Raw genomic sequence first — 21,354 nt, 5'->3', positions numbered from 1 at the left:
CGTTGGTGGCCGGCCTGGTTCAGCCGGCCGTCAGATGATCGGCGAGGCCCTTCTTGATCCCGGCGACGAACGCGGTGATCTCCTCCGGCGTGTAGATCAGCGCAGGGCCTGCGGGATCCTTCGACTGCCGCAGGGCCACGCGGCCGTCGGCGAGCTGCTTCGTCTCCACGCACTGGCCCCCGTTGGGACCGCTCCACGGGCACTCCCAGCCCTGCTCACCGAGGTCCGATGCGGGCATCCCGTTGTAGACACGGCGGTCGGTGATCGTCATGAGTACTCCTTGCGCATGCGGTTCAACAGGGCCTTGCTGTCCGCGGACGAGGTCTGCAAGGACAACCGGCTGTGCGCCTCGAGATGGGCTGCGACGTCGGAGCGCTGGTCGAGGTACATGGAGGCGGAGAGGATCTCGCTGTAGACGATGTCGGGCAGCTCCGGTTCCTCGAACCGGAAGTAGGTGAAGGGAGCGCACGCACCGACGTGGGCACCCGCGGAGAACGGCACGATGTCGACGCTGACGTGGTCCAGCTCCGAGACCTCCAGGAGCCGGTCGATCTGTCCCCGCATCACCTCGGCGCCGCCCACCTCGCGGTGCAGGACGGCCTCCTCCATCACCACCCACAGCGTTGGCGCGTCGGATCTCTCCAACAGGCTCTGGCGCCGCAGCCGCAGATCGACTCGCCGCTCCAGGTCCGCCGCACTGTCGCGGGGGAAGCCCGCACGCAGGAGGGCATGCGCGTATCCGTGCGTCTGCAGCAGCCCCGTGACGTAGTGGGGTTCATAGGTGCGCAGGGTCTTGGCGCCGGTCTCCAGGCTCACGTAGGCGGTGAACCAGCTGGGCAGCACATCGCGGTACGTGTGCCACCAGCCCGGCTTGTTGGCCCGCTCGGCCAGGACGACGAACTCGTCGATCTCCTGCTGACCGGCCCCGTAGGTCTGCAGCAACTTCTCGACGTAGAGAGGCTTCAGGGCGACCTCCGCCTTCTCCAGGCGGCGGATGGTCAGAGGCTTCACCCGCAGGGCCTTCGCGGCGGCGTCCAGAGACACACCCGCGTCCTGCCGCATTTCCTGCAGCCGCTTGCCGAGGATCATGCGGAGAACGGTGGGTGCGCTGGTGCCTGTGCTGCCCGAACGCGCCTCGCTCACGGTGTACCTCCTGACGAGCTGTCACCCATGCTGACTGTGACAGGGACTTGCTGATGGCACCAGACAGATATCGGCTTCCTGAAATTATCAGGAGAGAGGTTGCACCTTGAACGGAACAGCAAGCATAGTGACAGCGTGATCGATCTCACCGACCGCGACGGCAGTCTCCGCCAACACCCGGAGCCACTCCGGGATTTGGCACGTGTCACCGTGGTCGGCAACGGCACCAGCTGCCGCGCCCACCGGCCCCCACGCCGGCCCGGCGAGGCCCCCCCACAGCTCCTCGCACTGCCCGTCCCTCGACGGAAGGCGACCACCGTGCCCTCCCTCACGTCCCCTCCTTCCCCCCAACTCCCGGGAGGGGCTGCCACCGACAGAGTCCACTGGTTCGAACTCCCCGCCCGCCAGGCCGGCGTGCGTGAAGCCCGTTGCGTGATGGGCGAGAAACTGCGCAGATGGCGGCTCCCCGAGGAGGTGTGCCAGGACGCGGTCCTGATCCTGTCGGAACTGGTCACCAACGCGATACGCCACACGTCCAGTTCCCGGATCCACTGCCGCGTCGGGCTCACCGCCGACGGATCGGTCCACCTCGAGGTGCACGATCAGGCCATCACGCCGCGGAGCCTGCCCCCACGCAACCCCGGCCCCGACGACGAATGCGGGCGCGGCCTGTTACTCGTTCAGCACATCGCCGAGAGATGGGGCGCCGAACGTTCCTCGTTCACCGGGGGGAACGCCGTGTGGGCGGCACTCGCGCGCCCTTCCGCGCGTGCCGCCGCCACCGACACCGGCCCCTGAGGCGGGCGGGCCGGCATCCCATGCGGTCGCCGGCCGGTGCCTCCCGGCCGGTGCCGGGTCAGTGGACCAGGTCGCCGGGGTCGGTGTTGGCGCCGCAGAGGACTATGGCGACCCTCTCGCCGGGGCCGGGCAGGTACGCGGCGTCGGGGCCGGTGAGCGCGGCAAGGGCGGTCGCCGCGGCGTGCTCCACCGCCACTCGGCGGTGGTCCCACAGGGCCTGACGGGTGCGGATGATCTCGCTGTCGGTGACGAGGACGGAGTGCACACCGTCCTGCTGAGCGGCGTGCAGCGCCATCGCGGAGGTGTGGGGGGCGCCGAGAGAGTCGGCGGCTATGGAGTCCACCGTGACATCGACCGGGCGGCCGGCCTCAATGGCGGCGTTGAGCGCGCGGCAGTTCTCCGGCTCGACGGCGATGGTGCGGATGCCGTGGTGCCGGGCGGCGGTGGCCACGCCGGTGAACAGTCCGCCGCCGCCCACAGCGACCACGACCGTGTCCAGGCCGGGGATCCGCTCGTGAATCTCTTCCAGTAGCGTGCCCGCCCCGGCGGCGATCAGCGGGTGGTCGTAGGCGTGCGAGGAGAGCGCGCCGGTGGTGGCGGCGAAGTCCTGGCAGGCGGCGAGGGCTTCGGCGTACTCCGTGCCGACCAGGCGGACGTCGGCGCCGTAGGAGCGCAGCTTGGCCACCTTCACCGCGGGAGCGGTGGTGGGGAGGAAGACGGTCGCCGTGATGCCCTGCTGCTGGGCGGCCCAGGCGCAGGCCAGTCCGGCGTTGCCGCCGGAGGCGATGGTCACCCCGGCGTCGGGGAGGGCGCCGGCGTCGCGGTGGGCCTGGATGAAGTTCTGTGCGCCGCGGGCCTTGAAGGAGCCGGTGTGCTGCATGTACTCCAGCGCCAGCCAGGCTTCGCACGGTTCCGGCCCGCCGCCGGCGGTGCGGATCGCACCGGGATCGACGGGGGCGAGTGCGACGGGGCGGACGCGCCCTGCGATCCGTTCGGTGGCGGCCTTGATGTCGCCGTAGGTGAGCTGGTCCATCGCGGAGCTCCTGCCGACCGTGTGCCTACCGTTTCGATACACCGTATCGTACAGTGAACCGCATGCCACGGCACTCCCTTTCCCTGGACCGCGCGACCCCCGGCCGCATCGCCGAGGCCGCCCTGTCGCTGGTCGACGAGGGCGGTCCCGACGCGCTGACCTTCCGCGCCCTGGCCGCGCGCCTGGACATCTCCCTCGCCTCGCTCCAGCGTCGCTGCACCGACCTGGCCGGGCTGCTGGACCTGTGCACCGACCACCTGGCCGCCCGTCTGCCCGACATCGAACCGGGCACCGACTGGGCCACCGCCACCGAGACGCGGTTCACCGCGCTGTACCGGCTGCTGGCTGCCCATCCGGGCTTGGTCGCGCTGCGCGGTACCCGCCCCTGGCTCGGCCCGAACCTGCTGGCCCGTCTGGCCGAGCCGCAGCTCGCCGACAACCTCGCGGCCGGGATGACCCCCGAGGAGGCGATCACCTCCTACCGGCGGATGTATCTGCTCACCCTCGGCAGCGCGAGCTTCGTGGACCACCGCGAGCCCAAGGCCGCCCAGGCAGCCACCCGCACCGCGCTGGCCGCGCTCGATCCCGAGGACTTCCCGGCGCTCACCGGCCACTTGGCCGCGATCGTGCCCGCCGTGGTCGACCACGAGGTCTACTACGGGGCACTGCGCCAGCTCATCCACGCCGCCGACCCGGCACGGGCGGCGACCGACTCGGATCAGGCGACCTGTCTGCGCCGCTCCGTGGGCAGCGGTCCGGTGACAGAACAGTGACAAATGGGGCCACAACCAACCCAGAGGCTCTCTGGTCTCACCATGCGTGTGGGCGAGCGCCGGTTGACCAGCCGGCCATGCCGCCCGAACACGGATTCACGACCACACCAACTGGGGGAACGTTATGAAGTTCGCACGTCACGCAGCCGCCGTCGCCGTCGTCGTCGGTGGAGGTGTCCTCACTGTCGCCGCTGCCGTGCCCGCGTCGGCGGCCGAGTCGGCTGTCCCGGTGGCGAAGTACAACGGCGCCTGCGGCACCGGCCACAAGGTCATCGACTCCGCCGACATCCAGAACCTCGGCACTACCTTCCTCACGTACAACAAGGCGACCGGCGAGAACTGTGTGGTCACCGTCCGCGCCCACCCTGGGGCGCCGGTGTACATGTTCGCCTCGCTCAGCTCGGAGAAGGAAGGCAAGGCCACCGAGGGCGGTCAGTTCACGACGTATGCCGGGCCTGTCTATCTCAAGGCCCCTGGAGAGTGCGTCACGTGGGAAGGCGGCATCACCACCTATTCCACGCTCGGGACCGGTCACTGCGGCTGATCCACTGCCGGGCACCCGGCAGGCGAGTCCCCGGCCACGTCCTGGCCGGGGACTTTCACGTGTCCTGCCGCAGTCCTGCCCTGCTTGTCAGATGTCCCGGAAGATCTCGATCTGCGCCCCGACCGTGTTGAGCCGTTCGGCCAGGTCCTCGTAGCCGCGGTTGATGACGTACACGTTCCGCAGTACCGATGTCCCCTCGGCCGCCATCATCGCCAGCAGGACGACGACGGCCGGCCGCAGGGCGGGCGGGCACATCATCTCGGCGGCGCGCCAGCGGGTCGGGCCCTCGACCAACACCCGGTGCGGATCGAGCAGTTGGAGACGTCCGCCGAGTCGGTTGAGATCGGTCAGGTAGATCGCACGGTTGTCGTAGACCCAGTCGTGGATCAGCGTCTTGCCCTGGGCCGAGGCCGCGATGGCCGCGAAGAACGGGACGTTGTCGATGTTCAGTCCCGGGAACGGCATCGGGTGGATCTTGTCGATCGGCGCCTCCAGTTTGGAGGGCCGGACCGTCAGGTCGACCAGTCGCGTCCGGCCGTTGTCCGCGAAGTACTCCGGCGTACGGTCGTGGTCGAGGCCCATCTCCTCCAGCACCGCGAGCTCGATCTCCAGGAACTCGATGGGTACCCGACGCACTGTCAGCTCGGACTCGGTGACGACGGCGGCGGCCAGCAGACTCATCGCCTCGACCGGGTCCTCCGAGGGCGAGTAGTCCACGTCCACATCGATGGTGGGCATGCCGTGCACGGTGAGTGTCGTGGTGCCGATGCCCTCCACGCGTACGCCCAGCGCCTCCAGGAAGAAGCACAGGTCCTGGACCATGTAGTTGGAGGAGGCGTTGCGGATGATGGTCACGCCGTCGTGGCGGGCGGCGGCGAGCAGCGCGTTCTCGGTCACTGTGTCGCCGCGCTCGGTGAGCACGATCGGACGGCCGGGGGAGACCGACCGGTTCACCTGGGCGTGGTAGAGCCCCTCGGTGGCGGCGATCTCCAGGCCGAACCGGCGCAGCGCGATCATGTGCGGCTCGATGGTCCGCGTTCCGAGGTCGCAGCCGCCCGCGTACGGCAGCTTGAAGTGGTCCAAGCGGTGCAGCAACGGGCCGAGGAACATGATGATCGAGCGCGTACGGCGGGCCGCCTCCGCGTCGATGGTGTCCAGGTCGAGATCCGCCGGGGGCACGATCTCCAGGTCCACCCCGCCGTTGATCCACCGGGTGCGTACGCCGATGGAGCCGAGCACCTCCAGAAGGCGGTACACCTCCTCGATGCGGGCGACGCGGCGAAGCACGGTGCGTCCTTTGTTGAGGAGGGTGGCGCACAGCAGCGCCACGCATGCGTTCTTGCTGGTCTTCACGTCGATGGAGCCGGAGAGCCGACGGCCGCCGACCACGCGCAGATGCATCGGACCCGCGTATCCCAGCGAGACGATTTCGCTGTCCAGGGCTTCACCGATTCGGGCGATCATCTCAAGGCTGATGTTTTGGTTACCGCGCTCGATGCGGTTCACGGCGCTCTGACTGGTGCCGAGCGCCTCGGCCAGCTGCGTCTGTGTCCAGCCACGGTGCTGACGGGCGTCACGGATGAGCTTGCCGATGCGTACGAGGTAGTCGTCTGCCATAGAGGCAGGCTATCTCAGATATGAGATTCCGCCTCTCGGAGGGTCCATTGGGGTGACGGTCCCTCAGGAGTGACCCCTGTGGCGCCTGGTGAGGAGGGTGGTGCCCCGACGGCGCCCGGCGAGGAGGCCGCCGCGGCGGCGCCTGGTGACGGTGTGCGTCTTGCGCCACCCGAAGGGCCCGGGCAGGTCCATCGACGTGGTCCGGCGCCCGGTGCTGCTGTGGGTGCGCCGTGGTCCGTGCCGGCCGCCCGTGGTGATCGACCAGGAGTGCCGGTTGATGTTCAGGCGCACCCCCGGCAGGATCCGGAAGCTTTTGCGGAAGGTGAGGGCCATGAATGGCTCCTTTCGTCCGCGAGCGGGTACCCCGGAAGTGGCGCACCACGCCGTACGGGTGACGGGGGCCACCGACCTCCGGGCATGACCGGGCAGCGGTCATGTACTAGAGTTATCTCGACATCGAGATATCTGCCGAGGCGTACCTCAGCCGCCAGACCGGTAAGGGTTACCTAACTTAGCCTTACCTTAGCTGATCGGCCAACCGACGTGGCGGCAGGATGCGGTGGTACGCGCACATGAATGAAGGAGACTGTCGTGTCGGCGAACAGCTTCGACGCCCGCGCCACGCTGAGCGTGGGCGACGAGTCGTACGAGATCTTCCGGCTGGACAAGGTGGAAGGCTCGGCTCGCCTTCCGTACAGCCTGAAGGTGCTGCTGGAGAACCTGCTCCGTACCGAGGACGGCGCGAACATCACCGCCGACCACATCCGGGCGCTGGGCGGCTGGGACTCGCAGGCCCAGCCGAGCCAGGAGATCCAGTTCACGCCCGCCCGCGTGATCATGCAGGACTTCACCGGCGTGCCCTGTGTCGTGGACCTCGCGACCATGCGTGAGGCCGTCAAGGAGCTCGGCGGCGACCCGGCGAAGATCAACCCGCTGGCCCCGGCCGAGCTGGTCATCGACCACTCCGTCATCGCCGACAAGTTCGGTACGGCGGAGGCCTTCGGCCAGAACGTCGAGCTGGAGTACGGCCGCAACAAGGAGCGCTACCAGTTCCTGCGCTGGGGCCAGACCGCGTTCGACGAGTTCAAGGTCGTCCCGCCCGGCACCGGCATCGTCCACCAGGTGAACATCGAGCACCTGGCCCGAACGGTCATGGTCCGTAACGGCCAGGCCTACCCCGACACCCTCGTCGGCACCGACTCGCACACCACCATGGTCAACGGCCTCGGTGTGCTCGGCTGGGGCGTCGGCGGTATCGAGGCCGAGGCCGCGATGCTCGGCCAGCCCGTCTCGATGCTCATCCCGCGCGTCGTCGGCTTCAAGCTGACCGGTGAGCTCAAGCCCGGCACCACCGCCACCGACCTCGTGCTGACCATCACCGAGATGCTCCGCAAGCACGGCGTCGTCGGCAAGTTCGTCGAGTTCTACGGCGAGGGCGTCGCCGCCACCTCCCTCGCGAACCGCGCCACCATCGGCAACATGTCGCCGGAGTTCGGCTCGACCGCCGCGATCTTCCCGATCGACGCCGAGACCATCAAGTACCTGAAGCTGACCGGCCGTTCGGAGCAGCAGCTGGCGCTCGTCGAGGCGTACGCCAAGGAGCAGGGCCTCTGGCTCGACCCGGCCGCCGAGCCCGACTTCTCCGAGAAGCTGGAGCTGGACCTGTCGACGGTCGTCCCGTCGATCGCCGGCCCGAAGCGTCCGCAGGACCGTATCGTCCTCGCGAACGCCGCCGAGCAGTTCAAGACGGACGTCCGCAACTACGTCGACACCGTGGACGAGGCGGGCCAGGAGTCCTTCCCGGCCTCCGACGCCCCGGCCGTCGCGCCCAACGGCGCCCCGAGCCGCCCCACCACCGTCACCGCCCCCGACGGCTCGACCTACGAGATCGATCACGGCGCCGTGACCGTCGCGGCCATCACCTCCTGCACCAACACCTCGAACCCGTACGTCATGGTCGCCGCCGCGCTGGTGGCCAAGAAGGCGGTCGAGAAGGGCCTGACCCGCAAGCCCTGGGTCAAGACGACGCTGGCGCCCGGCTCCAAGGTCGTCACCGACTACTTCGACAAGGCGGGTCTGACCCCCTACCTCGACAAGGTCGGCTTCAACCTGGTCGGTTACGGCTGCACCACCTGCATCGGCAACTCGGGCCCGCTGCCCGAGGAGGTCTCGAAGGCGGTCAACGAGCACGACCTGGCGGTCACGTCGGTGCTCTCCGGCAACCGTAACTTCGAGGGGCGCATCAACCCCGACGTCAAGATGAACTACCTGGCGTCCCCGCCGCTGGTCGTCGCGTACGCCATCGCGGGCTCGATGAAGGTGGACATCACCAAGGCGGCCCTGGGCACCGACCAGGACGGCAACCCGGTCTACCTGAAGGACATCTGGCCGACCGAGGCCGAGGTCAACGACGTCGTCGCGAACGCCATCGGCGAGGACATGTTCAACAAGTCCTACTCCGACGTCTTCGCGGGTGACGCCCAGTGGCAGGCGTTGCCGATCCCGACCGGCAACACCTTCGAGTGGGACCCGCAGTCCACGTACGTCCGCAAGCCCCCGTACTTCGAGGGCATGGCGCACGAGCCGTCTCCGGTCACCGACATCTCCGGTGCCCGCGTCCTGGCCAAGCTGGGCGACTCGGTCACCACCGACCACATCTCCCCGGCCGGCGCGATCAAGGCCGACACCCCGGCGGGCAAGTACCTCACCGAGCACGGTGTCGAGCGTCGCGACTTCAACAGCTACGGCTCGCGCCGCGGCAACCACGAGGTCATGATCCGCGGTACGTTCGCCAACATCCGCCTGCGCAACCAGATCGCGCCGGGCACCGAGGGCGGCTACACGCGTGACTTCACTGTCGAGGGCGCGCCGGTGTCGTTCATCTACGACGCCTCCCGCAACTACATCGAGCAGGGCATCCCGCTGGTCGTCCTGGCCGGCAAGGAGTACGGCTCCGGCTCGTCCCGCGACTGGGCCGCCAAGGGCACCGCGCTCCTCGGCGTCAAGGCCGTCATCGCCGAGTCGTACGAGCGCATCCACCGCTCGAACCTCATCGGCATGGGCGTCCTCCCGCTCCAGTTCCCGGAGGGCGCCTCCGCCGCGACCCTCGGCCTGACCGGCGAGGAGTCCTTCTCCTTCACCGGCGTGACCGAGCTGAACGAGGGCCGCACCCCGCGCACGGTCAAGGTCACCACGGACACCGGGGTCGAGTTCGACGCGGTCGTCCGCATCGACACCCCGGGTGAGGCGGACTACTACCGCAACGGCGGCATCATGCAGTACGTGCTGCGCAACCTGATCCAGAAGTAAGCGGTCGGGTAAGGCGGCCAGGGCCGCGCTCCTCCCTAGCGAGGGGCGCGGCCCTTCGCCGTGCTCACCGGTGTCCGCTCACACCCAGCCGCGCTGTGCCGCCCGTACCCCCAGCTGGAACCGGCTCGCCGCGCCGAGCCGTTCCTGGAGTTCGCTCACCCGGCGCCGCAGAGTTCTGAGGCTCACTCCCAGATGGCGGGCGACCGCCTCGTCCTTCATGCCGGCCGCCAGCAGCCGGGTCAATGTCCGTTCGCCCTCGGAGAGTTCACCATCGCCGGGCGCCTGGCCGAGGGGAGTCGCCTGCTGCCAGGCCAGCTCGAAGAGCTTCTGCAGGGCCTCGGTCACCGCCGAGTGCCGTACGACCGCGGAGCAGTAGCCGCCCGCCGCGGAGGCGGTCAGCGGGAGCATCGCCCGACGTCCGTCGACCACCAGCAACTTGACCGGTACCGAGGGCAACACCCGTGCCTGCTCGCCGAGTTCGACCATCCTCCAGGCATGGAGGAGGACGTCCGGATCCTCCAGTGCGGTAGCCGCGTAGACGGCGCGATAGACGATCCCGCGGCTGAGCAGATCCGCCTGGAGGTCCAACTGCGGGGTGCGCGGGGCGAGATAGGGGGGAGCGTCGAAGAGGCACACCTCGTGCTCGGCGCGCGCGTACAGCTCCTCCAGGCGTGCCGCGTTGGCACCCTCGCCGGAGACGACCTCGACGAGCCGGGCCGGTTCCTCGCGCAGCAGCCCGGCCTCGTACGCGGTGGCCATCTCCTCGGCGGTGGCGGCGAGCAGTTCGGACTCCGTCTCGCGCCGCCGGATCAGCGCGCGGATCGCCACCCGTGGGTCCACTGCCCGTAACCCGCCCATGGAGTCGGGCGGTTGCAGCAGACCGAGCGCGAGCAGCCGGTTGCAGGACTCGCGGACCCGGGCCGGGCCGGCGCCGGTCAGCAGCGCCCAGCCGGCCGCGCCCGCCTCGGGCTGATGAAGGATCGTCCGGTACACCAGCTCGTCGAAGGCGGAGACCCCCACCGCGGCCCAGGGGCTCGCGGCAGGGGTCTGTCTTGCCGTGTCGTATGCCGTGTTCACCATGGCCCGGCACGTTAGAGGATCTTTGTTAAGGACGTGGCAACGGTCTGGAGCGGGGGTTACTTCAGGCCGAAGGCCCGCAGTACGGTCTGGTCGACGCTGTTGCCGTCCCGGTCGGTGGCCCGCACACGCAGCGACACGGACTCCGCGCCCTTCGCGGGCCTGAACCTCGCCTCGTCGTGCTTGACCTTCACCTCCTTCCAGGACGTGCCGTCGTCGTAGGAGACCCAGGCCTTGAGGCTGCTGGCCCGGACGCTCCCGAGCTGATTCCCGACGGTGAGGTCGACCACCGAATCCCGCCGGCTCTCAGCACGGTTGAGGAGGTCGAGGCCCTTCGGGGCGATACCGACGGTGAGCAGTGGCAGCGCCGTCTTGGTGTCGGTGTGCGCCGAGGCGAACGACCATTCGCTGTGGGTGCTCGTGGAGTACGCCGCCCAGGGTGCCCGGCGCTGTACGTCCAGCTCGAAGCGGTACGAGGCCTTGTCCGGCGACACGTCGAACGTGCCGTAGCCGCCGCGGACGGAGTCGCCGACCAGCTGACCATCCGCGTACAGCTTGCCCTTCGCGGTGTCCTGGGTGCCGTCGATGTATCCGTAGTGGCCCGGTGTGGCGTCGCTCAACTCCGCCACCTGAAGGGTGAGTTTGTCACCGGTCCGCTCGGAGAGGCCGTACTCCTCGCTGGTCCCCGGGCGGACGACCTGCCGCAGCCAGTTCTCCGTGGGTTCCGTGGTCGCCTTGCTGTAGGTCCGCAGGGGACTCCACTGGCCCCTCGACGCCTCCCAGTTCGGATAGACCGTGTCCCAGGTACGGGTGTCGGGGTCGACGTAGTAGTACTCGGTGCGCTCCGTGCCGAGCTGCATGTACTTGCTGTTCTCGATGCCGAAGAGCTGCCAGGGGCGGAACGTGTACAGGGCGTCCGCGCCCATCTCGCCGGCCTTGGCCCCGTAGTAACGGGCCTTCCTCTTCGCCGTGTTGGAGCTGTCCATGCGGTACGTCTGGTTCTGGGCGATGGAGCCGCTCTGGGCGACGAGCAGGTTGTAGACGTACGGACTGACCGGTGTGCCGCCCAGCTTCAGCCTGACCTTCTTGCCGGTCTTCAGCAGGTCGGTGAGCCTGGCGCCCTCCTCACCGGTGGCGATCATCAGCGGGGTGGTCGTCGCACGGTCCACCGCGGCGATCCAGAAGCCGGGCTTCTTGCGGTACGCGATGACGTAACCCGCACCTGCCTTCGTCGCGTTGGCCAGTGCCTCGTCCGCCACCTCCGTGGCGCCGAGCCCGACCACCGCCACCTTGCCCTTGACGTCCAGCCCTTCGAAGTCGGCCGCGGTACCGCCGCCCGCGTCCACCGCCTGCACGGTGCGGTCACCGGTGATCTTCAGCGGGAAGCCGTTGTACGTCTGCGCGTAGTAGAGCGACGACAGAGCGGACTTCTCCGGGCTGGTGACGCTCGCCGTCACCTCCTTCGCGTACAGACGGAACTTGGCGGAAAACTCCAGGGTTCCCTCGGTGACCTTCTGGGTCGGTGCCACATAGATGTGGTCCGTCCAGAAGCCCTGGCTGTAGGTCAGCCCCCACTTGCTGCCCGGCCCCTCACGGTGCCAGTTGGTGCTGAAGCCCTGGAACTCGGAGTCCTGCTTCGTCTTCGGCTTGATCTCCACCGCCTTGCGGGCGTCGAGGACGACCTCGGTGTCCTTGTCGACCTTGATCTCCGGATTGCCGACCACGGAGGTGCCGACGGCCACGCCGCCCGCGTCCCGGTCCGGGATCCAGGTGGCCATGGAGTACGTACCGGCCGGAACCTGCCAGGTCCAGGTATCGCCTATGAACCCGTACTCGTCGGGGTACGCGCCGTTCAGCTCCTGCAGCGTGTAGAGCGCCGCCGCGGTGGACGCCTTGCCGTCCCGGCCCACGAGCGAGACCTTGAGGTCGTACGTCTTCGGCGCCTTCTCGAAGCCGACGCCCGTGGTGACCAGGACGCCGTCCGCGCTCGCCGTGATGTGCCCCGCGTACCGGCCCTGGGCCTGCTTCGACGGGTCCACGCTGACCGGGACCGTGGCGGTGCCCTTCGCGGGCACGGTCACCGTCCCGGCTCCCGGCGCGACCTCGGCGAGGGTTGACGAGACCTTCAACTCCACGGCCTTGTCAGTGGTGTTGGTGTACGTGATGTCCTTGGTGGCCACCTCGGTGTCGTCGTCCTCGTACGTCCCGAAGCTCAGGGCCGGGGTCGCGAACACGCCCTGCCGGACCGCTCGTACGGCGTCGACCCGGCCGTCGCCCTGCTCGAACACGGAGTTGACGGTGTTCGTCTTCGCGGTGGTCGCCAGGGCCTGCTTGATCTGCTGTCCCGTCCAGTCCGGATGGGCCTGCGCGACCAGCGCCGCCGCACCCGCGACATGCGGGGTCGCCATCGAAGTACCGTTCGCCGACGTGTAGTTGGCGTCGACCGGCGTGCCCATGCTGGTCCCGGAGGCACGGGCCGCGGTGATGCCCACGCCCGGTGCGGTGATCTCCGGCTTGACCGCGGAGTCACCGAGGCGCGGGCCGCGGCTGGAGAACGAGGCCAGCTGGTCGGACTTGTCGACCGCGCCCACGGTCAGCGCGGAGTCCGCGATGCCCGGAGTGCCGATGGTCTTCTCCGACGGGCCGGTGTTGCCGGCTGCGATCACGAAGAGGGCGCCCGTGGACGCGGACAGCTCGTCCACGGTCTCGCTCAGCACATCGGAGGGGCCCGACGCGGCACCGCCCAGCGACATCGACACGACCTTCGCGCCGGAGTGCGCCGCCCACTGCATGCCTTCGAGGATCCAGGAGGTCTGACCGCGGCCGTCGTCGGCCAGCACCTTGCCGACCAGCAGCTCCGCACCCGGCGCGACACCCTTGCGCTTACCCTCCGAGGCTGCGCCCGAGCCGACGATGGTGGACGCCACATGGGTGCCGTGACCGTGGCCGTCCCGCACCGTCTGCTCGGGCACGAAGCTCTTCGTCCCGGCGATCCTCCCGGCGAGATCCGGGTGCCCGGTGTCCACGCCGGTGTCCAGGACGGCGACCTCGACACCCTTGCCGTCGTAGCCCGACTCCCACACCTCGGGCGCGCCGATCTGCGGCACGCTCGCGTCGAGGGACACCTTCACCTTGGCGTCGAGCCAGACCTTCTCGATGCCCTCGCCGAGTTGCCGCGCGGCCTTCGTGGTGGGCTCGGTGCCGAGCGCGGGGGCGATGTCCGCCCAGAAGGCGGTCGACTTCCTGGCGCTCAGCGCGGCGCCGTCGATCCCCGGCAGTGCGAGGGTCCGGCGTGCGCCGTCGGGGGTCGCGCTGCCCTTCGTGTACGTCGCGATGAGCGGGGTGGAGCCGGTCTTGGCGTCGGTGTAGCCCTGCTTCACCAGCTGGGTGATGTTGAACAGGGCCGGGTCGAGGCGGCCCGCCCGCAGCAGCGGGACCGCGTCCGCCGGTAAGACGCTGATCTCGCCGTCGCGTTCGCTCGACAGGAAGGTGGCGGCCTCACGGCCCTTTCCGCGGCGGACGTCGACGGCGGACTTGCCGTCCGGGCCCGCGGTGAGCGACACGGTGTCGCCGGTGATGAGGGTGACGGTCTGCGTGCCGGCGCCGCCGGTCTTGACGGCGCTCCGCGGGTTCTTGTCGCCGGTCTGCACGAGCGTGGCGTCCGGACCGGTGGCCGGGGATCCGGGACCGGCCGCCGCGGGCGTGATAGCCCCCGCGAGTAGTCCGGCCGCTCCTGCCACGGCCCAGAGGGCGTGGAGTCTTCGCATGAGTGGGCGTCCTCCCCTGAACGCTGACAAGGCTCCCGGCCTGGTGACCGGAGGCCAGTGATCAGGGTGAGCGCCGTGCGGAAAGCGACTCAAGGGATTCCCGTGGCCGGTGAGTGCCAATGCCCCCTTCGGCCACGGCGGTTGGCGAACTCCCTGCCCTCCGGTGGCGACAGCCACCCAAGGGCCTGACGCCCTGGCGCAGTGGCCTGCAACGATCGGACGGGGTAGCTGACGCAGCATCCGGAGTGGTTCTACAGTGGGTCAGAGGTCGAGGACCAGGCGGTCGCCTTTGGCTCGGGAGACGCAGATCATCATGGTGTCGCCTGCGGCGCGCTCCTGGTCGTCCAGCACCGAGTCGCGGTGGTCGATCTCCCCGGACAACACCTTCGTCTCGCAGGTTCCGCAGATTCCCTCCTCGCACGACGTCATCACCGGCACACCGGCATCTGCGACGGCCTCAAGAATGGACATGTCCTCAGAGACCAGCAGCGTCCTGCCGGACTGGGTCAGCTCGACCTCGAAGCTGTTCTGTGGCCGGGCGGTGGCGTCCTTCTTCGGGGCGAAGCGCTCCAGGTGCAGAGATCCGCTCGGCCACTTCTTGCAGCCGGCCTCGACCGCCGCAAGCAGCGGTTCCGGACCGCAGCTGTAGACAGCTGTCTTCCGTTGCGGCTTGCCGAGCAGCGAAGGCAGGTCCAGCAGCCCGTATTCATCCTGCGGCCGCAGGCTCACCCGCTCTCCGTAGGCCCGCTGCAAAGTCTCACCGAATGCCATCGAAGCTCGGGTGCGGCCCCCGTAGACGAGGCGCCAGTCGGCGCGGGTCGCGTTGACGGCTGCCACCATGGGCAGGATGGGGGTGATCCCGATTCCGCCTGCGATGAACAGGTAGTTTTTGGCCTTCACGAGCGGAAAGTGGTTGCGTGGCCCGCGGATGCATATCGACTCACCTTCCGTGAGCACGTCGTGCACGTAGCTCGACCCGCCTCGGCTTTCCGGTTCACGCAGCACCGCGACCTGAAGGCGGGACCGATCCCCCGGGTCCCCGCACAGTGAATACTGCCGGACCAAGTCGGCTCGCAGTACCAGATCGATGTGGGCTCCCGGCTGCCATTTTGGCAGTGGACGGCCTCCCGGGTCGCGCAACGTCAGCAGCACGACACCTTCGGCCATTGTTTCCTTGCGTTCCAACACGAGGTCGAGTTCGACTTCGGTGCTGAGAGTGCTCATGATCTGCCTTCCATTTCCTACAGTGATGATTCGGTGCTGCGTTCTTTTCTGGCCGATCAGGACGGGAAGCAGCGGCCGAATTCGCGCAGCAGTCGGGGGGAGCCCTGCAGCTTGATTTGGCGACGCACCAGTGCCCACGCCAACATTGACGGCTTGCTGAGGAAACGAAGCCAGGTGCGCGTGTCGGCGGTGATCCTGAGATCCGGCTCACCGTGATGTCCGTCGGCGACATCGAGTTCGCGGTCGCGGATGGTCACGGTGATCTGCCGAGACTCGTCGCCGGTGAAGGTGAAATGGTAGGTGGCGGACATGTCCTTGGCCTGTTCGCGCTGAAAGATCAGCGGCAGGCCTTCCACCAGGCCGTCGATGCTGTTCGCGCGCAAGCTCATCGCTACATGCTTCGTGCGCTTGTTCGGGAATCGGTCGGCCACGTGCTGCTCGGCGTCGGAACCCGGGACGACGTAGACGGACTCTTCCTTGTCCAGCAGTGGGCGCACGACCTGGGTCAGATGTGCCTTGCGATCGTCCAGCCAGGGGCCGATGACGTCCTCGCCGGCCGGGCAGACCGACATGCAGTAGGCGGCCTTGTAGTTGGCGCCGAAGGAGAGGCTTTGCCACATCGACGCGCTCTCGGCGTCGCTCACCCGTGAGCGGTAGTCGTCGGCGTCGCTGCTTTCAGCGACCTGTTCGGCCCAGTCGCCGAAGCCACCCATGAACTCGCGGTAGTTGTGCGTGTAGCAGGCGGAGAAGTTGAAGTGACCGTCGGAGGCGATCGCCCCGGTCGGGCAGGCGGTCACGCACAACTTGCATTCCAGGCAGGGATTGAACTCGATGGGCTGGGAGGGGTCGCTGATCTCGGCGTCGATCAGAATGGTGCCCAGCAGGATGAAGTTGCCGAATTTCGGGTGGATGACGTTGCGGTGAATGCCCATCTTGCCGAGCCCGGCCGCCACGGCGACCGGCTTGTGCGAGACGACCCATGTTTTCCTGGGGAACTTGTCCATCTCCATCGGAAAACCCATTGCGGGGTTGAGGGCGCGCACGCCCATCGCCTCCAGCTCAGCCACCACTTGCCGGCCCACCTCGTCGGTGTGGTCACCGGTGTGATGGAATTCCAGGTTGGCCACCGAGCGTGCCGGAGTGCGGATGCTCTCCCGGTTCATTCGGACCACGAAGCTGATCAACATTCGGACACCCGGCAGCGCGGCGTTCAGGTCCGCTCGCTGGTCGGCGATTTCCGGCCGGTCGATCTCGACGAAGCCAACGTCGTCCGCACCCGCGTCGAGACATAGCTTGCGCAGCCATGCCGCATCCAGCGGCTCGGCGGGCCGGGTGGAGCCGCGGTCGCGCCGTTGGCGGACTTTGACGACGGTGGGATGGTCGTCGAGCTTGTTCCTTCTGGCCATCGGGCATCCTTTCCTGTTTTCTAACGTGATGTCAGGTGTGCAGTGACTGCTCGTGCGACCGTGTCGCGCACCTCGGTATGGGTAGGGGTCGGCAGGCCGCGTTCGGCGGCGAGTTCGGCCAGGGAGGTCATCCGGACGCCGGGCAGGGCACAGGCGGTGAAGGTGGTGTAGACGCTCAGGTCGGGGTCGATGTTGAGGGCGAAGCCGTGGCTGGAAACGCTCCCGCTGATACGCATGCCGATCGAGGCGAGTTTGCGGTGGTCGGGGGTCCACACGCCCACCAGGCTCTCCGACCCCGGCGGCGTCTCACGGCGGACCGCTGGAAAACCGAGGCTGTCCAGTGCGTCGATCAGCGCCTGCTCGACACGGCGGATCAGTCCACGGGCACCGAGCTCGCGCACGTTGAGCACGAGGTAGCCGATGAGCTGGCCGGGACCGTGGTAGGTGGCATGTCCGCCGCGGTCTGTCCGCACCAGGGCGATGGGCGAGGCCGCGTCGGGCAGTTGATCGTTCGGAGTCCGGGCGGTGTAGGAGATCACCGCAGGGTGCGTGAGCAGGAAGAGCCGGTTGGCGGCGAGGCCCTGTTTGCGCTCCTCAACCCAGCGGGCCATGTCCGCCTGCGCCGCAGCGTAGGGTACTTCTCCCAAGTCGACGCGTTCCAACCGCCAGTGTGAAGGTTGTTCGTCCACAGATCCCGGCACCATCACCGCTCGTCTCCTCGCTCATGACCGCAGTTGATTACAGTCGTGCAGCAGCGTGTGCCAGCCGTGGCACCAGCATGTGATCAGTCGGCCACAGCCACTCCGCACGAGCACCTTGCTCACGGCGTTGCTTTGCACCGCGCACTGGGCACTCGCCGTCTCCTCCAACGGGTAGCGGTGGAGTGGAAGACCGGCTTCCTCCCTGGACCGCTCGGCGACTCAGCCAGTCGCCAGCTTCTGGATGCGCGGATGGTTCTCCAGAGCCCACCGCGCGGTCTTCGGCGGGCGCCCGAGCAGCGTCTCCAACTGGTCGGTGACGCCGCGGTACCCGCCGCCGCCGATCAGCCGGGTCAGGGTCTTCAGGTGCTCCGCGGTGTGCGGAAACTCGGCCAGGGCAGCGTCCACGTAGGTCTCGTTCCAGGTTTCGACCTCTTCGGGAACGTAGGTGACCTGGTGTCTCAGCACGGCCCCGAAGTCCTCCGCGAACCCGTGCATGTCCTTCAGCTCTGGACCGTTGAGTTCGTAGGACTTCGAGATGTGCGGCGCCGGGTCGGCCAGGATCTTCGCGCACGCCTCGGCCACGTCATAACCCGCGATGGGTGCGAGCTGGTGGGTGCCGAAGGGCAGGCGCAGTTCACCGTTGCTCAGCGGGCCCAGTGCCAGCCAGGTCATCAGGGGGTTCTCGACGAACATGGCAGCCCGTACGTTGACGGTCGGGAGGCCGGACCACTCCAGCACCCGCTCGGCGACCCAGTGGGCGCGCTGCTGCGGCGACCAGTCCGTGACGAGTCCGCCGAGCCACGAACGCCGTTCCTCCTCTGGTGCGGTCATCTTCTCGAACGTCATGAACGACTGCTCGAACTCGGACATGTTGACGAAGACCTCGATGTCACCTTGGGCCCGCGCCGCCGCGGCCATCAGGCTGACGGCGTCGGTGTAGTACGGCGACAGGCTCATGCTGAAGTAGACGCGTCGGCATCCCTTCAGCGCGGCTGTCACGTCAGCGATGGTGAGCAGGTCACCGACGAAGACCTCGGCCCCGGCCCGGCGGAGCGCCTGCGCGCGGTCGTCGTCCTGCCGCACGAACGCGCGCACCGGGTGCCCTTGTTCCAGAAGCATGTCGACGATCGTTCGGCTCACACCGCCGATATGGCCTGCGGCTCCGGTGATCAGGATGGGATTGCGCTCTGACATCGATGAATCCTCTGGCTGGTCGGGGTGAGTCAGCTGTACGGAAAGCCACAGGATGTGACCGGCGATCGTTTTGGCCGTCTCGGTCGCCTGGGCTGTCTATGCCGTCGCTCGGCGTGGTGGCAGGCCAGGGTCTCGGTCGCATTCGCGGAGGTGACCATGCCCGCCGGAAGCGGTCGATGACGGCGAAGCCGTTGAGCTCGATGGCCGCCTTTACGCGGGCCTTGGGCCCTCCTCCCGCCGAACCGTGCCGGCCAGGCGGATTCTGCGCAGTGTCATCGGGGCGAAGGGCCGTCGATGTGGGCGAGGAAGTCCAGGAGTGCGGCGTTGGTCTCCGCGGGACGCTCCTGCTGCGTCCAATGCCACAGCCCGGAAGCACCACCACGTCATGCAGTTGCGGGACAGCGCTCAGTGGGTTGCCCGCCCCGCCCGCGCCTCGGAGAATCTCGCTCAGCGATCTGCCCCCGTCCGGGCCGCGCAACGAGGTGACCATGTCACGGTCTCCCACCACGTACAGCGCGGGGACGTCGATCCCGTGCCCCCGGAACGCAGCGAGCAGTTCGTTGTTGCGCTCGAGGTTCCGGTACCAGTTGAAGGCTCCGGTGAACGCATGCTCGCCGGCGTAGGTGCGTGCTACTACTTCGCCAGCTGGGCGTACATGGCTTCCAGGTCGGCTGACAGCTGGGACTTGACCCAGCGGGTGGTGTCGTCGGCCAGCACCTCGTGCGCACCTGCCTCGATGCCGTCGAGTGCGGCCACGGCGATGTCGCGGGGGTCGGCCTTGGGTGCGTCGACGCCCGAGGTCATGTCGGTGTCCACGTAGGCCATGTGGAGCCCGGTCACCGCGATGCCGCGCGGCTGCAGCTCCAGGCGCAGAGAGTTGGTCTGCGACCACAGGGCGGCCTTGGAGGCGCCGTAGGGCGTGCCGTCGGCCAGCCAGGACAGGGCGGAATGGGCGTTGAGGATGTGGCCCCCGCCGTTGCGCTCGATGATCGGCACGAGGGCCCGGGTGACCAGCAGCGGCCCGTAGAAGTTGGTCTCCAGATCCCGGCGCACGTCCTCCATCGGGGAGTCGAGGTACGAAGCGCGGACGGAGGCCCCGGCGTTGTTGATCAGGATGGTGACGTCCTGGGCCTGCTCGGCGGCGGCTGCCACGGATGCCGGGTCAGTGGCCTCGAGCGCCAGCGGAACGGCACCGGGGTGGGTCACCGTGCGCGGGTCACGGGCCGTGGCGTAGACCTTGCCGGCACCGCGTGCGTAGAGCTCCTCGACCAGCACCTTGCCGATACCACGGCTGCCTCCGGTGACGAAGACGTTGGCGCCCTTGATCGCTGTCATGACTACCTCCACGAAGATGAAACCGATCGGTTTTCATCACCGTAAACCGATCGGTTTCATCTTGCAAGTCGGGTTGAGCACCGGATGACTGCGGCGCGCGGTGTCGAGGTGGAATCGGGCGGAGCTCAGGCTTTGGGGGCCGGCCTCGTATCCATCGGCGGAGTCCGTACTCGCCCGGCGCAGGCCGGTGAAGCCGCGAGGCCGCCGACAGTGATCGACGTGGCCTGGCTGGACGTCAGCCGGAGTTCAGCGGAGTGACTTGAGGGGCGGTGCGCCGTACCACCACCCCGCGGTCGCGGTCGCCCACGGCGACGATCGTGTGCGTGCTCGATGCGGGGAGGGGCGCTGGCGGTGTGGGCGCCGCCGCAGATCGTGGCCCGCCTGGCTCTCGAGCGCGCGGCCGACGGCGCAGAGGGCGGCGAGCAGGCCTATCAGGTCATGCTGGACGCGTACGCGCGGCTGACCTCGGCGCGCCCCGGAACGCTCCTGACGGGGAAGCCGTGCATCTGTCGCTGGGTGCCGACGTCCACGAGACCACATGCTTCTTTGCCTGCGGCATGCTCGGCAACACCCTTACGGCCATCGGGCTTTCCTTCGACGGTCGGGAAGCAGGGGCGTGAAGCCGTGGGCGCTGCTCCGGCTGCCGGAGACGGGCATCAACCCGGAAGAGCGCTCCGGTCGCCGGGCCTGCTCGAAGACGTGGCGCGTCAGCGCATGTCTGCCGCGTCGAGCAGGGCGGCCACAGTGGGTGCGATGAGCCCGGTCAAGTCGTCGGCCTGGATTCCCGCGCGGGCGCTGGCGCCGTCGAAGATCAGGATGAGCTGCCGGGCCAGCAGGTCGGGATCGCTCGCGCCACCCTGTTCGGCCTCGGAACGGAAAAAGGCCGTCAGGTTCGCTTTGATCTGGTGGGCCACCCGGCTCGCAGGGTGGGTCTGATCCTTCAGCTCGATCTGCACAGCCAGGTACCGGCAGCCTCGGAACTCGGGCGCACCCGCCTGCGACTGCACCTGCTCGAAGACGTGCAGGATCCGCTCGCGGGCTGAGCGGCCATCGTCCGCCGGGGGCAGGAGGCTCGCCACGAAGGCAGCGGAACGCTCCTTCAGGCTCGCCGCCAGCAGTTCGTCCTTGCTCTCGAACAGCTGGTACATGGAGCGCTTCGACACCCCCGCCGCCTTGCACAGCGCCTCGACGCCGATGCCGACACCGTCTCGGTAGGTGAGCGTGGCCGCAGCCTCCAGCAGCCGCTCCCGGGGGCTTTGCTTCACTTCGGTGATCATACGGCGAGGTTAACTCGAATCGGACGAAATAGAAACCGATCGGTTTCCAGGGGGTGTCGGGGGAGATGTCCGGCGCCGTGCGGACGCCTGAAGGCCACTCAGAGGCTCGGCGACGGCCTTGGGGGAGAGGCCGTCGCCGAGCCGTCACGCTGTACG

At 68.4% G+C, this 21,354-nt stretch carries 16 protein-coding genes and 1 pseudogene; 4 read left to right on the top strand and 13 right to left on the bottom strand.

Annotated features, from left to right (window positions below):
* Positions 1–19: 19 nt before the first annotated feature.
* Positions 20–271, bottom strand: a complete 252-nt coding sequence (locus tag FE633_RS28060; protein ID WP_119098963.1) for a DUF397 domain-containing protein — start codon at positions 269–271, stop codon at positions 20–22.
* Positions 268–1,143, bottom strand: coding sequence for a helix-turn-helix domain-containing protein (locus FE633_RS28055; protein WP_138047967.1), 876 nt, complete (start codon positions 1,141–1,143; stop codon positions 268–270). Before FE633_RS28055 ends, FE633_RS28060 begins: the two co-directional genes overlap by 4 nt.
* Positions 1,144–1,278: 135 nt before the next feature.
* Here FE633_RS28055 and FE633_RS28050 point away from each other — a divergent pair, with 135 nt between their 5' ends.
* On the top strand, positions 1,279–1,941 hold the full coding sequence (locus FE633_RS28050) for an ATP-binding protein (RefSeq protein ID WP_342791218.1): 663 nt from the start codon (positions 1,279–1,281) through the stop codon (positions 1,939–1,941).
* Positions 1,942–1,999: 58 nt separating this feature from the next.
* Here FE633_RS28050 and FE633_RS28045 read toward each other — a convergent pair whose 3' ends face one another.
* Positions 2,000–2,974 carry a threonine/serine dehydratase gene (locus FE633_RS28045; RefSeq protein WP_138047966.1) on the bottom strand — a complete coding sequence of 325 codons (975 nt, stop codon included), beginning with the start codon at positions 2,972–2,974 and terminating at the stop codon, positions 2,000–2,002.
* A gap of 62 nt (positions 2,975–3,036) precedes the next feature.
* On the opposite strand from FE633_RS28045, the gene FE633_RS28040 reads away from it, so the two are divergent.
* Both FE633_RS28040 and FE633_RS28035 read left to right on the top strand, forming a co-directional pair.
* Entirely contained in the window at positions 3,037–3,747 is a 711-nt protein-coding gene (locus tag FE633_RS28040) for a TetR/AcrR family transcriptional regulator (RefSeq protein WP_138047965.1), read from the top strand.
* A 124-nt stretch (positions 3,748–3,871) separates the two neighbouring features.
* Positions 3,872–4,291, top strand: a complete 420-nt coding sequence (locus tag FE633_RS28035; RefSeq protein WP_138047964.1) for a spore-associated protein A — start codon at positions 3,872–3,874, stop codon at positions 4,289–4,291.
* Positions 4,292–4,378: 87 nt separating this feature from the next.
* Here the strand turns inward: FE633_RS28035 and FE633_RS28030 are convergent, their stop codons facing one another.
* Positions 4,379–5,908, bottom strand: coding sequence for a helix-turn-helix domain-containing protein (locus tag FE633_RS28030; RefSeq protein WP_138047963.1), 1,530 nt, complete (start codon positions 5,906–5,908; stop codon positions 4,379–4,381).
* Positions 5,909–6,046: 138 nt separating this feature from the next.
* Positions 6,047–6,241, bottom strand: a pseudogene (locus FE633_RS28025) (DUF4236 domain-containing protein); the annotation flags it as partial.
* A 258-nt stretch (positions 6,242–6,499) separates the two neighbouring features.
* On the opposite strand from FE633_RS28025, the gene acnA reads away from it, so the two are divergent.
* Positions 6,500–9,217, top strand: coding sequence for an aconitate hydratase AcnA (gene acnA, locus FE633_RS28020; RefSeq protein ID WP_138047962.1), 2,718 nt, complete (start codon positions 6,500–6,502; stop codon positions 9,215–9,217).
* A gap of 78 nt (positions 9,218–9,295) precedes the next feature.
* Here the strand turns inward: acnA and FE633_RS28015 are convergent, their stop codons facing one another.
* The 8 genes from FE633_RS28015 to FE633_RS27970 all read right to left on the bottom strand — a co-directional run bounded on the left by FE633_RS28015 (position 9,296) and on the right by FE633_RS27970 (position 21,198).
* The gene (locus FE633_RS28015; protein WP_138047961.1) at positions 9,296–10,297 is read right to left on the bottom strand and encodes a helix-turn-helix transcriptional regulator; all 1,002 of its coding nucleotides are present in this window, start codon (positions 10,295–10,297) and stop codon (positions 9,296–9,298) included.
* A 56-nt stretch (positions 10,298–10,353) separates the two neighbouring features.
* Positions 10,354–14,061 carry a S8 family serine peptidase gene (locus tag FE633_RS28010; protein ID WP_138047960.1) on the bottom strand — a complete coding sequence of 1,236 codons (3,708 nt, stop codon included), beginning with the start codon at positions 14,059–14,061 and terminating at the stop codon, positions 10,354–10,356.
* A 261-nt stretch (positions 14,062–14,322) separates the two neighbouring features.
* Entirely contained in the window at positions 14,323–15,285 is a 963-nt protein-coding gene (locus FE633_RS28005; protein WP_138047959.1) for a PDR/VanB family oxidoreductase, read from the bottom strand.
* Between the two features lie 56 nt (positions 15,286–15,341).
* Positions 15,342–16,691, bottom strand: a complete 1,350-nt coding sequence (locus FE633_RS28000) for an SCP2 sterol-binding domain-containing protein (RefSeq protein WP_119098994.1) — start codon at positions 16,689–16,691, stop codon at positions 15,342–15,344.
* Positions 16,692–16,711: 20 nt separating this feature from the next.
* The gene (gene lipB / locus FE633_RS27995) at positions 16,712–17,395 is read right to left on the bottom strand and encodes a lipoyl(octanoyl) transferase LipB (RefSeq protein ID WP_119098995.1); all 684 of its coding nucleotides are present in this window, start codon (positions 17,393–17,395) and stop codon (positions 16,712–16,714) included.
* Between the two features lie 216 nt (positions 17,396–17,611).
* The gene (locus FE633_RS27985; protein WP_171060148.1) at positions 17,612–18,586 is read right to left on the bottom strand and encodes an NmrA family NAD(P)-binding protein; all 975 of its coding nucleotides are present in this window, start codon (positions 18,584–18,586) and stop codon (positions 17,612–17,614) included.
* A 633-nt stretch (positions 18,587–19,219) separates the two neighbouring features.
* The gene (locus tag FE633_RS27975) at positions 19,220–19,921 is read right to left on the bottom strand and encodes an SDR family oxidoreductase (RefSeq protein WP_119098996.1); all 702 of its coding nucleotides are present in this window, start codon (positions 19,919–19,921) and stop codon (positions 19,220–19,222) included.
* 707 nt (positions 19,922–20,628) lie between these two features.
* Positions 20,629–21,198 (bottom strand): TetR/AcrR family transcriptional regulator, encoded by a 570-nt coding sequence (locus FE633_RS27970; protein WP_138047958.1) that lies wholly within the window; start codon positions 21,196–21,198, stop codon positions 20,629–20,631.
* Positions 21,199–21,354 lie beyond the last annotated feature (156 nt).

The sequence above is a fragment of the Streptomyces montanus genome, from assembly GCF_005786655.1.
GTDB lineage: Bacteria > Actinomycetota > Actinomycetes > Streptomycetales > Streptomycetaceae > Streptomyces > Streptomyces sporangiiformans.
This window is presented reverse-complemented; position numbering and strand designations above follow the sequence as displayed.

What these genes read in the sequence shown, in the direction of transcription:
- FE633_RS28035 (WP_138047964.1), top strand. Translation starts at nt 3,872, where the DNA reads ATGAAGTTCGCACGTCACGCAGCCGCCGTCGCCGTCGTCGTCGGTGGA.
- FE633_RS28045 (WP_138047966.1), bottom strand. Translation starts at nt 2,974, where the DNA reads ATGGACCAGCTCACCTACGGCGACATCAAGGCCGCCACCGAACGGATC.
- FE633_RS27975 (WP_119098996.1), bottom strand. Translation starts at nt 19,921, where the DNA reads ATGACAGCGATCAAGGGCGCCAACGTCTTCGTCACCGGAGGCAGCCGT.
- FE633_RS28015 (WP_138047961.1), bottom strand. Translation starts at nt 10,297, where the DNA reads ATGGTGAACACGGCATACGACACGGCAAGACAGACCCCTGCCGCGAGC.
- FE633_RS28060 (WP_119098963.1), bottom strand. Translation starts at nt 271, where the DNA reads ATGACGATCACCGACCGCCGTGTCTACAACGGGATGCCCGCATCGGAC.
- FE633_RS28010 (WP_138047960.1), bottom strand. Translation starts at nt 14,061, where the DNA reads ATGCGAAGACTCCACGCCCTCTGGGCCGTGGCAGGAGCGGCCGGACTA.
- FE633_RS28005 (WP_138047959.1), bottom strand. Translation starts at nt 15,285, where the DNA reads ATGAGCACTCTCAGCACCGAAGTCGAACTCGACCTCGTGTTGGAACGC.
- FE633_RS27970 (WP_138047958.1), bottom strand. Translation starts at nt 21,198, where the DNA reads ATGATCACCGAAGTGAAGCAAAGCCCCCGGGAGCGGCTGCTGGAGGCT.
- FE633_RS28040 (WP_138047965.1), top strand. Translation starts at nt 3,037, where the DNA reads ATGCCACGGCACTCCCTTTCCCTGGACCGCGCGACCCCCGGCCGCATC.
- FE633_RS27985 (WP_171060148.1), bottom strand. Translation starts at nt 18,586, where the DNA reads ATGTCAGAGCGCAATCCCATCCTGATCACCGGAGCCGCAGGCCATATC.
- FE633_RS28000 (WP_119098994.1), bottom strand. Translation starts at nt 16,691, where the DNA reads ATGGCCAGAAGGAACAAGCTCGACGACCATCCCACCGTCGTCAAAGTC.
- FE633_RS28030 (WP_138047963.1), bottom strand. Translation starts at nt 5,908, where the DNA reads ATGGCAGACGACTACCTCGTACGCATCGGCAAGCTCATCCGTGACGCC.
- lipB (WP_119098995.1), bottom strand. Translation starts at nt 17,395, where the DNA reads ATGGTGCCGGGATCTGTGGACGAACAACCTTCACACTGGCGGTTGGAA.